11 protein-coding genes are annotated in these 13,593 nt (G+C 34.3%); 6 read left to right on the top strand and 5 right to left on the bottom strand.

All coding sequences use genetic code 11. From position 1 onward, the window contains the following. Window positions 1-25: 25 nt before the first annotated feature. The 5 genes from NG806_RS15340 to NG806_RS15320 form a co-directional block, all read right to left on the bottom strand. Window positions 26-697 (bottom strand): phosphonatase-like hydrolase, encoded by a 672-nt coding sequence (locus tag NG806_RS15340; RefSeq protein WP_214829683.1) that lies wholly within the window; start codon window positions 695-697, stop codon window positions 26-28. Window positions 698-701: 4 nt separating this feature from the next. After that, window positions 702-1,856 (bottom strand): TIGR03364 family FAD-dependent oxidoreductase, encoded by a 1,155-nt coding sequence (locus NG806_RS15335; protein WP_261510469.1) that lies wholly within the window; start codon window positions 1,854-1,856, stop codon window positions 702-704. Window positions 1,857-1,868: 12 nt separating this feature from the next. Continuing rightward, a complete protein-coding gene (locus NG806_RS15330; protein ID WP_261510468.1) occupies window positions 1,869-3,170 on the bottom strand; it encodes a DUF5690 family protein in 1,302 nt (433 codons plus the stop codon). 9 nt (window positions 3,171-3,179) lie between these two features. Continuing rightward, window positions 3,180-6,005 (bottom strand): TonB-dependent receptor, encoded by a 2,826-nt coding sequence (locus NG806_RS15325; RefSeq protein ID WP_261510467.1) that lies wholly within the window; start codon window positions 6,003-6,005, stop codon window positions 3,180-3,182. A gap of 349 nt (window positions 6,006-6,354) precedes the next feature. Beyond that, complete coding sequence (locus tag NG806_RS15320) at window positions 6,355-6,927, bottom strand: helix-turn-helix domain-containing protein (RefSeq protein WP_214829675.1); 573 nt, start codon at window positions 6,925-6,927, stop codon at window positions 6,355-6,357. A gap of 168 nt (window positions 6,928-7,095) precedes the next feature. Here NG806_RS15320 and NG806_RS15315 point away from each other — a divergent pair, with 168 nt between their 5' ends. The 6 genes from NG806_RS15315 (at window position 7,096) to NG806_RS15290 (ending at window position 13,591) form a co-directional block, all read left to right on the top strand. Further along, window positions 7,096-7,806, top strand: coding sequence for a response regulator transcription factor (locus NG806_RS15315; RefSeq protein ID WP_261510465.1), 711 nt, complete (start codon window positions 7,096-7,098; stop codon window positions 7,804-7,806). A 3-nt stretch (window positions 7,807-7,809) separates the two neighbouring features. Beyond that, window positions 7,810-9,219, top strand: coding sequence for a sensor histidine kinase (locus NG806_RS15310; protein ID WP_214829671.1), 1,410 nt, complete (start codon window positions 7,810-7,812; stop codon window positions 9,217-9,219). Between the two features lie 248 nt (window positions 9,220-9,467). Further along, window positions 9,468-9,962, top strand: coding sequence for a hypothetical protein (locus NG806_RS15305; protein WP_214829669.1), 495 nt, complete (start codon window positions 9,468-9,470; stop codon window positions 9,960-9,962). A 32-nt stretch (window positions 9,963-9,994) separates the two neighbouring features. Beyond that, on the top strand, window positions 9,995-10,822 hold the full coding sequence (locus NG806_RS15300) for a YoaK family protein (RefSeq protein ID WP_214829667.1): 828 nt from the start codon (window positions 9,995-9,997) through the stop codon (window positions 10,820-10,822). Between the two features lie 243 nt (window positions 10,823-11,065). Continuing rightward, a complete protein-coding gene (gene mutL / locus NG806_RS15295; RefSeq protein ID WP_261510463.1) occupies window positions 11,066-12,850 on the top strand; it encodes a DNA mismatch repair endonuclease MutL in 1,785 nt (594 codons plus the stop codon). A gap of 3 nt (window positions 12,851-12,853) precedes the next feature. Further along, a complete protein-coding gene (locus NG806_RS15290; RefSeq protein ID WP_214829663.1) occupies window positions 12,854-13,591 on the top strand; it encodes a rhomboid family intramembrane serine protease in 738 nt (245 codons plus the stop codon). The last annotated feature ends 2 nt before the right edge of the window (window positions 13,592-13,593 follow it).

The following is a 13,593-nucleotide window of genomic DNA, read 5'->3' as shown; positions in this document are numbered from 1 at the left end:
AATAGATAAGATTTTGATGAAAGAATTAGTAAAGAATTTCTTCAGCCTCAGATATGGTATCGAAAATATAATCCGGATTGGATTTTTCGAGTTCTCCTCTTTTTTGGGCACCGGAAAGAACAGCTATTGTCAGTCCACAGCCCGCATTTTTTCCTTCTTCAATATCAACAGCAGAATCCCCTGCCTTTAGTACTTTCTCCGGATCATCAATATTGAATTTTTTCATAGCAAGATGAATCATTTCAGGACTTGGTCGGCTTTCTGAAACATCATTCGCCGTAATAAGATCATCATAATATACATTTTCTTTCCAGCCTAATTTATCCAGAAGCTGCTGTGCGATCTCCTGAGAATAGCCTGTATTAAGGACTATTTTTTTATTTTTCGCTCTCATTTTCAGCAGGAAATCCTCGACCCCATTAATAGGTTTTACATCCAGGTCTTGATAAGCTCTTTTTAACTGCTCTGAGAAATTTTCAAAAATAGCAAGAGCCTCATTTTCATTACCTCCTATTTCCTGCAATAAACTTGTGATAGCTTCTAACTTTTCCTTTCCGGCGCAGCTTGAAAGTACTTTTTCTAAGGAAACTCCATACCCATAATCATTTACGGAGTGCATTAAAGTTTTATATACTACATTGTCTTCATTAATCGTTGTTCCGGCCATATCCAGAACCAATAATTCTATGTTCTTCATTGTTTTATGAATAAATTTTTTCTATGTTAAATTTTGAATAACCTCCACTTGCGGTCATTCCTTTTCCTCCGATTGCAGTGACAATATGAATGTTTGGTGAAGGGTTATATTCAAGGATGTCTTTGTCTTTGCATTGGGAGTAGATTCCAAACCATCTTCTTTGGATCTCATAAGTAGGAAGGTCTATTATTTTTTTTGCTTCGTTGATCATGAATTCATCGATTTCCATATTCAGATCATACCCCAGGGAATCAGAATCTTTGGCACTCGCATATTCATGAGAATCCCCTAAAATAATAGAACCGTCAAGAGCCTGCTTGAATAAAATGTGGACTCCATATTTTTTCTCAAAAGAATTTTCATCCTCTAAAGATTTTATTTGGCTGTAAGAAGGGCATTCCTGAAAAGACTCATATCTTCTTATAGATAACCCTGTCAGTATATTTCCCTGTAGTGAATAGATGCCCTGAGGTTTTGTCTGTAGCATTTGTAGTTTACTAACCACTAAGTCACTTTCATTAAATATATTTGGATATAATGTTTTAAACTCGTGTCCACTGCAGATAATTATCTTTGATGCGTTAAACTTGGTACCTTCGGAAGATATTGCAGTACATTGATGATCATCTTCATAAGTTTCTATTACAGTTGTATCATAGAAAATTTGTAGATCTAATTTTTCTTTTAAAAGAGTATGAAGTTTTATGATCATTTCTGCTGAATCTACAGACAATTCTTGTGGAAAAAACAACCCTCCCTTACAGTAATCAGAACGCAGACCATCGAATTTCTTGATGCAGTCGTTCTTGGATAAAAGAACGGATTCGTAATCATTTTTTTTATTGATTTCATACAGCTCGTTGATAAGCTGAAGCTCCTCGTCGTTAGATGCTAAATATACAGATCCATTTTTTCTTATAGTCAAATCTGTCTGAGACTGTAATTCATTGTATATTGCCAGACTTTCTCTTCCGAAATTCTGCCATTTTAAATCCATTCCTGAAGGAACAATTTGTCCGAAATTCCTTACGGTTGCTCCTTGTGGAAACGAATTCTTTTCGAGAATAGCAACTTTGAGGTTTCTTTTTAAAGCATGATAAGCGTGGAATGTTCCTAGGATTCCACCTCCCACAACAATTAAGTCAAATTTTGTTGTCATTATATTTTAGTTTTATATCATTTTCGAGGTGTCGAAATTGATGTATTGATTATTGTTATTTGATTTTGGCTTTGATTTTTTTTTGAACGCTAAATAGGCAATGACCGAAAAAATCAAAACGATCATAACAATAATATAATTAAGATGAATGTAAAAGTTCAGCCACGATGTCTGAGCAGAGCCAAAATTCTTATATAATAAGATTAAAACACTTCCCAGATATCCGAATGAATCTACAAAATAAATTAGAAAACCTACATTGCCTTTGATATCAAAAGCCGCAATCATTCTGTCAAAATAAATTCCATTGAACGGAACATAGCACAAATACATTCCAAGTCCGGAGAACATCATCCATAAAAAAGGAGATATCATATGATGCTGGAAAAAGTATGTTGAAAAACCAACTATTGCGATGGCTGCAAAAAGAATATAATGGTAGTAAGCGAAAGCTTTTTTGTTGTTCTTTACTTTTACCATCAGACTTAAAACCAGGAGAACAACAATGGCAATGGGAATTTCGGTAAGGGTAAAGATAGAGCTGTCAGTTTTGAGACTTAAACTATCCCAGATCTCACGATTAAAATTATCCCTGAAGTCCCGAAGGATGGTTAAGCTAATGTATAAAATAGTAATACAAACCATTGGAATAAAAAACTGACGAATCAATCCTATTCTGGCTGCCTTATCAAGAGGTTGTCTTTTGTTTTTTAACAAAATGTCCTCTTCAGTAGGTTTAGGAATTTTATTTAATAAAACACCAAAAAGGATCAAAGGAATAATAAAAACCAGACCAGCGGTAAAAGGCATCCAGAACTCTGAAATATCAAATGTATCCATAATAAATTTTCCTACGGATTTTGTGAACCCTGAAGAAACGACAAAACTCGAGCACAGAAATAAACCTATGATCTCGGTTGTTTTTCTTCCTTCAATATAGGAAAAGACAATTCCCCAAATCAGTCCCAATGGAAATCCATTGATAAACATAAAAATGATGTTATAAGGTGCCGGAACGAGGGCAAAACCCAGTAATGCAATTTCTGCGATGGCAATAAAAGTAAATAGATAGAAGATCCTTTTTTCGGGTTTTAATTCTGAAATAAATCGTATTCCGATAAATTTTGAGATGAAATACCCTGCGACCTGAGCAATGATGATCAGTACTTTATAATCCACTCCAAAGTAAGCAAGACCTTCGAAAGATGCTACAGTGAAAGGTTTTCTAAATCCATACATGCAGAAGTAAACACCAAAAGCAGAAAATGCTGCTTTCAGTGTTACTAATGTGTTTTTTTTGATCGTATCAGCCATTTTTATTGATTAAAAATTTAGCTTGATACCTAAATTGAATCTTACTCCGTAATATTCAACCTGTTCTGGGCGATCTTCATTCTTTCCGAAATGATAGATCAATGGCTTATTCAGAATGTTATTTACATCTGCATATAGCATTAAAAATTTTGTAAACTGATAAGATCCTCCGAAATCCAAACTGCTGTATTTTCCATAATAAGAATCATTAAGATCTGTTTCGGCATACTCAACAGCATATTTTCCTTTATAATTATAAGCTAATCTGGCATTGAATCCTTTTTTCTCGAAGAATAACTGTATGTTGTATAGTTCTTTGGCCTGATAAGGAAGAGCAACTTTTCTACCACTGGGTTTCTCCATTTTTGAAGTCATGAAAGTAGCATTAAGCTGAGCTCCGAAATATTGTAAGAAACCAGGAAGAAAGTCGAATCTTCTGTTCATACCCAATTCAAGACCTCCCAACGAAGCTGCTTTTCCATTATTGGGTGCTGTAAACTGTACCCCAGGATTACCATTGTAAGTTCCAATGAAAGAGTCCTGGAAAACGGGGTCTGTAATTGACTTATAGAAAATTCCACCACTTAAAATCCCTACATTAGAGAAGTAATATTCTCCCATCAGGTCAAGGTTTAGAGAATAAGTAGGATTCAGATTTGGGTTCCCTCCTTTGAATTCATTGTCTGCTTCAATATAAGTTCCACCAGGAGTTAGATCCCCGAAATTAGGTCTTGAGAAGGTTCTTGTCGCTGCAAAACGAAGGTTTGTCTTGTCATTTAAGGTATACTTGATATGTAACATCGGTAATACAGCAAGATATTTCTTAGTGTTTTCTGTGGGAACCAATTTGTCGTCGATTACATTAAAACCTCTTACCTTCGTATTGGTATTTGATAATCTGATTCCTCCTAAAACCGTAATTTTATCACTCACTTTATAAGTACCCATCCCATAAGCATCCGCATGTTTTTCAAAAACATCAAAGTTTCTTCCTAATGCTTTATTGTATTCCAGAGATTCTGAATCTGCAGGGTTTATTTTTAAATTTCCCTGATTCTGAAACCAGAACTGGTCCATCCCCGTTGTTGATAAAACAGGTCCGAAAGTGTTCCCAATGTGGGCATTCATTTCGCTTAAATATTTAGGACCATTCGGCTGTGTTGTGATGTATTGACCATACTCTGATAAAAGAGGTGCCGTTCCGTTGCTCCAGTTATAGAAAATATCTGAAAACTTTGCAGTACGTTCTTTATCCCTGTATTTAAAACCATACTTTAAGGTCAGTCGGTCAGAAACATTCATTTCATGATTGAATGCAGCTACAATTTTATCTTTCTCATCAACAAAGACCTTATAGAATTCGAGATCAGTAAATCTCATTTGAGAAGCATCCATTTTAAAATTGGGATCGCTGTAGAAACCAAATAGGGCATCAGGATCTTTATAATCTAATTTTCCACCATCAGCTTTCCAATATGCTCTTGGTCCATTTCCATGATCTCCAATATAATTAGGATCGATTCCTACACCAGATTGGGTGTATTTAATAACATAATAAGAGTTATTCTGTTTATCAGGGATGTTTCCATACTTGAATCTATTATCATAATAGGACACATCCCAATCAATTTTTCCTTTGTTTAACTGATGAACTCCACCCAATGAAACAGAAGTTAGTTCTGTGATTAAAAGATTATGAATATTCTGTAATTCAACTCTTGCTGTGTTGTTGGCAGAACTGAATTTATCAAATCTTATTCTATGCTTATAGTGCGTTTCGTCATCAGACAAAGTACCATACATTCCTTTTAAGTATAGGGTGCTTTTGGGAGATAGCACATATTCGAAAGCGGTATTGATTCCCGTTGTTTTTCTTACCCCATTATAATCACGGAGCTCTAATCTGAAAACCCCTTCATCGCCACTTCTTCTTGCTTCAAAATTATCTGTGGACCAGTTTCTGGTAAAGTGAGCAACATTAAACAGGTATCCAAACTTTTTATCTTTTGTTCTGCCACCATACAATAAGCCTAAGTTATAAACCCCTTTATCAGACTTTGCATTATAGCCGCTTCCGACTGTAATTTTTAATTCCTGCTTCATTGGAGGTGTTTTTGTAATAAAATTAACACCACCACCAATTCCATCGGCTTCCATATCAGGAGTGAAAGATTTATTTACATGAACGTAGGAAATAAGCTCAGTAGGGAAGAAGTCAAAAGCTGTTGCTCTGGAGGTTGTTTCCTCTTCGGCTGTTGGAAGTCTGTTTCCATTAATGGTAGTTGATGCCCAAAAAGGAGGAAGTCCTCTGATTGATACGAATCTTCCTTCTCCCTGATCCCTTTCAATTGAAACACCCTGAACACGCTGAACTGTTTCAGCAGCGTTTCTGTCCGGTAATTTTCCTATACCATCAGAAGCAATAACATTTGTAATGTTGATTGCATTTTTTTGAAGACTTAATGCTCTTGCTTCACTGTTTTTAAGCGTAGCAGTGACAACGACTTCATCTATGTTTTTATGTTTTTGAGATAATCTGATAATACCCAGATCCGTATTCTCTTCAGGCTTTACCGCTACAGTAATATCGTTGTTTTCATATCCGATATATCCAATCTGCAAATTATATTCACCCGCCGGAAGATCATTGATCGTGAATTTACCATCGAGATCTGTAACTATATTTTTAGATAATCCTTTTATTTTTATTAATGCTCCGGGAAGAGGTTGATTCTCATCTGATACAATTCCCGTAACAGATTTTTTTTGAGCCGAAACCCAACCAATGAAACAAAGAAAAATAAGGAGTAGTAATTTCTTTAATTTTGTTTCCATTTTTACAAATATTAAATTTTTATGCAAAACAAGCTAATAATTTTAATATATGTAAATATTTGATATTAAGTAATGATTAACAAATAGAGGCGATTTGTTAAGTATTTCTTACAAAAAATAGTTCTATGAAAATCTAATAAATGTTTAAATAATACCCTTAAACAGTATGTTACATGGTTTTTGTAAGTTTAAATGAAAAAGGAGACGAATGGTATTTGATAGGAAATCCGTTAATTCTCCATTAATTTTAATGAAGTGCAAAAAACCGGAAGTTGAGTATTTGTAAACTTTTTAAAAAAAGAAGACAGTAAAACTGACAACTATATAAGGAACAAAATAAAGAATGTTGCTATTTATCAGAATAGAAATAAAGAACCAGCATGATGCAGCTTTCATCACTGATGCTTACCGGGACGTGTGGCAATTTTCCATTGAAATATAATGAATCTCCTTCCTTTAGAATTATTTCCTCATTATCGATCAGATACTTTACCTCGCCTTTTAAAATATATTTAAATTCCCAGGCATCCGTAATTACCTTTTCTCTTTTAGAATTGGGTTCAAGAGTTAATAAAACAGCTTCAAAACCTAATGAATGAAGACTTTTACTGAAAATGTGCAGATATTTAAAGCCTTCAGCTTCCACTTCTTTTTCAATAAGCTGCTGGCTATCTTTTGGTAAATAGATAAACTTAGCATTTGATTTTTTTTCAACGCCTTCGAAAAAAAAGCTTGCGTCTATTTCTAATGACTGAATGAGATCCAACAGAACAGGAAGAGAAGGAATTGTTCTTCCGTTTTCGATCCGGGATACAAGACCATTACTCACATTGGCCTTAAAAGCCAGTTCATTGATCGTTAAATTATTTTTCTTTCTAATATCTTTTAATCTTTTTCCAATACCTATTAAAAAATCATTCATACTATTAAAATTTAACCTGAACTGTTTTCATTATTTGCTTATAACAACAAATGTAGTATTATTCTCAATAGTTTTCAACAACTTTAAAATCATTTCATTTAAAATCACATCGTATATACCTTCGGAATGTTTCCTTTCTTTTTGTTATTTTTGTGAAATTCGTTACTTATGAAAAAAATTATTCTGATCGAAGACGAAACCAGTGTTGTATCTTTTATTAAAAAAGGACTTCAGGAAAAAGGCTATGAGATTTCAGTGGCTTTTGACGGACGTACCGGAGTACAGCTGGTGGAAGCCAATGATTTTGATCTGGTAATTTTAGATATTATGTTACCGGAAATGAATGGGCTGGATGTCTGTAAAGAAATAAGAAAGACCAATCAACATGTTCCCATCCTTTTTCTGACCGCATTGGGAACCTCTGAAAATATCGTTCTGGGTCTCGAAAGTGGTGGTGACGACTATCTTGTAAAACCTTTTAAATTTATTGAACTGGTTGCCCGCATAAAATCCTTATTGAGGAGAAGTATCGGCAATACAACAACACAGGAGTCTTTAGAATCTGAAGCTGACAGTGAATATGTTTATAGGTTTTCAGATCTGATGGTGAACGATTACACTAAAAAAGTTACCCGGGCCGGAGATGAGGTTTCTCTTACTTCTACAGAATATAAGTTATTAATGTACTTCCTTAATAATCCTGAAAAAGTAATCTCCAGAGCCGAAATTCTGGATGCTGTCTGGGGAGTAAATTATGAGCTCGGAACCAATGTTGTGGATGTATATGTAAACTATCTGAGGAAAAAACTGGATAGCCAGGATGATCAGAAACTGATACATACTGTAATTGGAATGGGATATGTTTTAAAAAAACCTTAATTGATGTTTAATAAAGTAATTACCAATCAAACCAAAACAATGGTGCTTTTAATGGTGGTTTTCACCACGATTATATTGCTGTTTGGTGGATTGGTGTATTTCTCGATCGTCAATTTTTCTCATCAGAGGTTTTATGAACTGCTCAAAATCCGAACCACGACCATTGTACAAATTGAAAAAGGGAAACAACACCTGGATCTTCCGGAAAATTACGTTCTGAATAGTCTGAATGATGAAGAACTTCCAATGGAAAAGGATTATGTATTTATGGTTCCAACGGATTCAAATTTCAAAAAAATATCTCAGGAGGTTCATATTCCCGATACTTTTTTTAAGAATATCATGAGAAAAGGGGAAGATAATTACAATGATAAAGAGTTTTATTATATCGGCCAGTCATTTAAATTTCATGATAAAGAATATATCGCGATCGCTTCTGCCAAAAATCATTATCTCATTTATTACTTGGGATTCCTCAAAAGAACATTGGTTACGTGTATTGTTCTTTCACTGTTCTTCAGCATGATCTTTTCCTTTTATTTATCTAAAACGTTGTTTAAACCCATATTAAAGATCACAGGTAAAGTAAAACAGATCAGTTCTGAAAACCTTCACCTGAGACTGGAATCTCATCCTGACAATAAAGAACTCAATGAGCTGGTAGATACATTTAATGACATGCTTAATCGTATTGAGACCTCATTTGAAACCCAGAACCATCTGATTGGAAATGTTTCTCATGAATTGAGAACTCCGCTTACCTCTATTATGGGTGAAGCTGATGTGGCTCTTTCAATCAACAGAACGGCTGATGAATATAAAGAAACACTGGAGATCATTCTCGATGAAGCAGAGAAACTCGATAAAAAGATAAAAGCACTTCTGATGATTGCTCAAACAGGTTTTGATGGGAAAATTCAGAAAATGGATAAGGTTAGGATCGATCAGTTGCTTTGGGATGTTATTGAAACACTAAGAAAAATTGACACCCGAAATAACATCTATTTAGACATCAGTATGCTGCCTGAAAATCCCAAAAAATTAAAAGTTCAGGGGAATGAACAGTTGCTCCATCTCGCCGTAGCTAACATTATTAATAACGGGTGTAAATATTCTAATTTCCAACAGGTAAAAGTTTCATTAGGTGCTACTGATACCGATGTTTATATTATCGTAAAAGATAATGGAATCGGAATTCCAAAAGAAGAAATGAATAAGATCTATGATCCGTTCTTCAGGGCTTCTAATACCAAAAACTATGAAGGGTATGGTATTGGCTTGCCGCTAGCCCGGAATATTGTAAGAATGCACCATGGGGAGCTTATTGTTAGTTCCAATGAAAACCAGGGGACGACCGTTCAGCTCCGTTTCCCTAATTTCTATAGTACACAACCTGAAGAGAAGACAGTTTAACTTATTCGATCGATCACCTATTTAAAGGTCTTCGAACATCATTTAGAATTGTGGAATTGCGACCTGAAACAAAACCTTCTGGGACTTCGTAATTCTTCTTCCTATCAATATTAACTCTCGCTTAACAATTTTCTAATCTCATTTTAATCTCTTTAATCACATTTTAATTCAATTCCAAAGATCCTCTAATTTGGTCACTATAGTTTTGTAACATCAAAATAAGATAATACAAAACTAAATCTAAAGATATGATCAAAACGATTTTAATTGCAACGGATTACTCTCTTGAGTCTTTAAACATATTGAAAAAAGTACTTAAAGAAAAAGATAGTAAAGATGATGAAACTCAGTACACTATTTTATTTGTATCGGGGTATGATATGGGAGATTCTATTAGAGACCTGTTATTCACAACCAAAACTGCAATATTTAATAAGATCAGACCAGTAGAGTTTTCTGATGCTATCAGTATTGTTAAAAATAAATATCCACACCTGGTTCATAAAGTGATCTGTGATGTTTTTACAGGGAGCTTTCAAAGAACCTTTAATAATTACGTAAAAATAGAAAATATAGAAGAGGCTTATTATTCTCCTTCTATAAAAAGTAAAGGCAAAGGGAAATTCGACATTGCTTCTTATATCAAAAAATGCAAAGATCTGGAGTCGTATGAAATAGCACTTGAAATTTCTGAAAGACTTCCGGAAAGAGGAAGACTCGCTGAAATTTTTGTTGAAGTTTAAAAAACACAAAGTCAATTATAAAATTAAAAAAAATGTTAAGAAATTATAGTAACAGCAGGACATTGGGAGACAATATAAGACTGGGGACGCTGACTGCCTTTACGGCAGGAACTATAAATATAGCATCTCTATTAATATTTCTTTCTTTTACCTCGAACGTAACAGGTCACTACGCAATATTTGCGGCTGAAATCAGTAAAGGAAACTGGACTCAGGTCGCGGTAGTTGGTGGATGGATTTTCCTTTTCTTCTTTGGAAGTTTTGTAGCCAACTTCTTCGTTATTAATTTTAACAAGAGAAGCAAATACTTTGCTCATTCGATGCCAATCGTACTGGAAATTTTGTGTTTGCTGTTTGTCGGGATCTATGGGCAGTTATTTTATCAGAAAACAGTTGAAGAGACAGAATATCTGGTTGCCTTGATGCTTTTTGCAACAGGCTTACAGAATGGCTTAACTGCAAGTATTTCCAATTTTTCTGTGAAAACCACCCACCTTACAGGTACAACAACTGACTTAGGGATTTTATTATCGATGTTTACGCACAAAAAATACAGAAGAAATCCCGAATTAATAGCACGGGCAAAGTTGCTGTCGAGTATTATGGTGGCGTATGTTTTGGGAGCGGTATTTTCAGGATTAACCTATTATTATCTGGAGTTCAGAGTGTTCTATGTGATCAGTGTTTGTCTTCTTGTCGTTATTGGATATGATTTCTACAAAATTAATATCAGGCACTTCCATACACGATACAGATATAGTAAGATCTATAAAAAGCCTAGCGTTTTAGCTAATCTATACGATAAAATTCATGGAGAAGCTAAAACTAAAGAAAAAAGAAGACTTGTATTTGATGATTAAAATACAATAATAAATAAAGAACTATCAGTATTAATTTTGTGTAAACTAGCTGTGAATCAATTCCCTATTTGTGTCGTACAATTAGGGAATTGTGATTTATAAAAAGACGCAGAATAAAGAGAATTTTGAATAAATAATAAAAGGCAGAATATTTGCATGTTGATAATTAAATTTTAATTCACGGTTTTATTGTTTTTATTCCCATTTTCATTGACTATTTTTGTAAGTTGATTTAACGTTTTTATGTCAGATATTATTCAGCTTTTACCGGATCATGTGGCCAACCAAATTGCGGCAGGAGAAGTGGTGCAGAGACCTGCATCCATTGTGAAAGAACTATTGGAGAATGCTATCGATGCAGATGCTTCTAAAATTGAGCTGATCGTAAGAGATGCCGGGAAAAATCTGATACAGGTTGTTGATGACGGAAAAGGGATGTCTGAGACGGATGCAAGAATGGCTTTTGAAAGACATGCTACCTCTAAGATCAGAGGAACAGAAGATATCTTTAAAATTTCTACAAAAGGTTTTCGTGGCGAAGCTCTGGCTTCTATTGCTGCAGTAGCTCAAGTAGAGCTGCGCACTAAGCAAAAGGAAACAAATATCGGGACCAACATATATATTGAAGGCGGTGTTTTCCAATTTCAGGATCCGGTACAAACTTCTGAAGGTTCAAACTTTTTAGTAAAGAATCTTTTCTTTAATGTTCCGGCAAGAAGAAAGTTCCTTAAAAATAATAATATCGAATTCAGACATGTAATTGATGAGTTCCAAAGAGTGGCATTAGCTCATGAAAATTTAGAATTCTCTTTATTTCATGACGATGAACCGGTTTTCCGATTGAGAAAAGGAAGTCAGATGCAAAGGATCGTAGATATTTTCGGAAGAAAATTACAGCCACAACTGATTCCTATCAAAGAAGATATTATCTGGTGTAAACTTCATGGATTTGTTGCAAAACCTGAAGGAGCAAAAAAAACCAGAGGCGAACAGTTTATATTCGTTAATGGAAGGTTCTTTAAAAGCCCATATTTTAATAAAGCAGTTCAGGAAGCATTTGAAGGATTGCTTTTACCCGGATATATTCCTACATTTTTTCTTTTCTTAGAGCTTGATCCTGAAAAGATAGATGTTAATATTCATCCACAAAAAACAGAGGTGAAGTTTGAAGATGAGCATCTTATTTTTGCTCTTATCCGCTCAACGATAAAAAGATCTTTGGGAATCTATAATGTCGCTCCAAGTCTGGATTTTGAAAGAGATCCTCAATTGGATGAGCTTATGCAGAAAACGTTTCCTAGTAAAGGAAATAGCAGCGGGGTTATAAAAATGCCGGAGATCGTTGTAGATAAAGATTACAATCCGTTTTTAGAAGAAAGAGGAGTTATAAGACAGACAGAGATACAAAATCTCGCGGAGATGTACCATCAGAATATTTCTGCAGAACCATCAAAAATTAATCTATTTGAAGATGAAGATTTTGATGAAGATCTGATGAGACTTCCCAATGGATATTGGTTATTCAATAAAGGTGACCGAACATTGATGTTGGATTTAGGGAGAATGCACAGGCTTTTCGTTTCAGAAAATAATAAGCCCACAAAAAAAGGGACAACAAACAGCCATGCCCTTCTTTTCTCTCTGGAATACCATATGAATGAAATTGAGAAAAATAAGTATAAATCAATCAAAAAATATCTTCCGGAATTAGGCTTCGATATGAAAATTGCCCATGAAAGTGTTTTAAGGATAGATGCGGTTCCTGAAGGACTTAAAGAGACTCAGGTAATGAAATTCCTTGAAGATCTGTTTGATATTTTAGATTATAAAACAGAAGAAGAGTTTACGCAGTATTATCAGAATCAATGGACGAAGATGCAATCTAAATCCAGATTTGATTTTATTTATAAAAAAGATGCTGAGCAATTAATTAAGGATTTTACAGCATTAGGTTTTCCTGAATTTTTGCCCAATGGCAAACGATGCTTTTATGAAGTTCCATTCAATGATTTTAAAAACAAATTTTAAAAAATGTTTAATAATATACCACCGATTACAAGAAATATAATTATAATAAACATTGTTGTATTTATTGTATCATCTTTTATATTTCCGCAGTTATTCAGTGTACTTGCTGCATATTACCCGCTATCTCCAAACTTTAAATCATGGCAGATAATAACCCATATGTTTATGCATGGTGGATTTGCGCATATTTTATTTAATATGTTGACTTTGTGGAGCTTTGGGCCAATCCTGGAGCAGTCTTTAGGAGAAAAGAAATATTTGATTCTTTATTTTGTAAGCGGATTAGGAGCGTTTTTCTTATTTAATCTTTGGAATTTTGTGGAGATTCAGCAAATCACTTCAAGTTTAGAAGGTTTGGGATTAAATGCGGCTGAAATTTATAAAAAAGCAGCAATCGGATATGCTGGGGATATGAATATCAGTGCAACAACAACAGAAGGAAAAGAGCTTTCTCAGAGCCTGTATAATGCATTAAGGACTCCAATGGTAGGTGCGTCGGGAGCCATTTTTGGAGTTATAGCGGCTTTTGCTACCTTATATCCGGATTCAAAAATTGGAATCATGTTTATTCCCGTTCCTATTAAAGTAAAATATTTGTTACCTATATTACTCGTTATTTCTATTTATTTAGGTGTTTCAGGAAATGTTGGGGGTATTGCTCATTTTGCCCATGTAGGTGGAGCTATTGTAGGGTTTATATTAGCACTAATCTGGAAAAAACATTTATATCGATTCCGTTAAAA

It is taken from the genome of Chryseobacterium paludis, assembly GCF_025403485.1.
Classification (GTDB): Bacteria; Bacteroidota; Bacteroidia; order Flavobacteriales; family Weeksellaceae; genus Chryseobacterium; species Chryseobacterium paludis.
Note: the sequence above shows the minus strand (reverse complement) of the source record. Positions and strands in the feature narration are given on the sequence as shown.

What these genes read in the sequence shown, in the direction of transcription:
- NG806_RS15340 (WP_214829683.1), bottom strand. Translation starts at nt 697, where the DNA reads ATGAAGAACATAGAATTATTGGTTCTGGATATGGCCGGAACAACGATT.
- NG806_RS15335 (WP_261510469.1), bottom strand. Translation starts at nt 1,856, where the DNA reads ATGACAACAAAATTTGACTTAATTGTTGTGGGAGGTGGAATCCTAGGA.
- NG806_RS15330 (WP_261510468.1), bottom strand. Translation starts at nt 3,170, where the DNA reads ATGGCTGATACGATCAAAAAAAACACATTAGTAACACTGAAAGCAGCA.
- NG806_RS15325 (WP_261510467.1), bottom strand. Translation starts at nt 6,005, where the DNA reads ATGGAAACAAAATTAAAGAAATTACTACTCCTTATTTTTCTTTGTTTC.
- NG806_RS15320 (WP_214829675.1), bottom strand. Translation starts at nt 6,927, where the DNA reads ATGAATGATTTTTTAATAGGTATTGGAAAAAGATTAAAAGATATTAGA.
- NG806_RS15315 (WP_261510465.1), top strand. Translation starts at nt 7,096, where the DNA reads ATGAAAAAAATTATTCTGATCGAAGACGAAACCAGTGTTGTATCTTTT.
- NG806_RS15310 (WP_214829671.1), top strand. Translation starts at nt 7,810, where the DNA reads ATGTTTAATAAAGTAATTACCAATCAAACCAAAACAATGGTGCTTTTA.
- NG806_RS15305 (WP_214829669.1), top strand. Translation starts at nt 9,468, where the DNA reads ATGATCAAAACGATTTTAATTGCAACGGATTACTCTCTTGAGTCTTTA.
- NG806_RS15300 (WP_214829667.1), top strand. Translation starts at nt 9,995, where the DNA reads ATGTTAAGAAATTATAGTAACAGCAGGACATTGGGAGACAATATAAGA.
- mutL (WP_261510463.1), top strand. Translation starts at nt 11,066, where the DNA reads ATGTCAGATATTATTCAGCTTTTACCGGATCATGTGGCCAACCAAATT.
- NG806_RS15290 (WP_214829663.1), top strand. Translation starts at nt 12,854, where the DNA reads ATGTTTAATAATATACCACCGATTACAAGAAATATAATTATAATAAAC.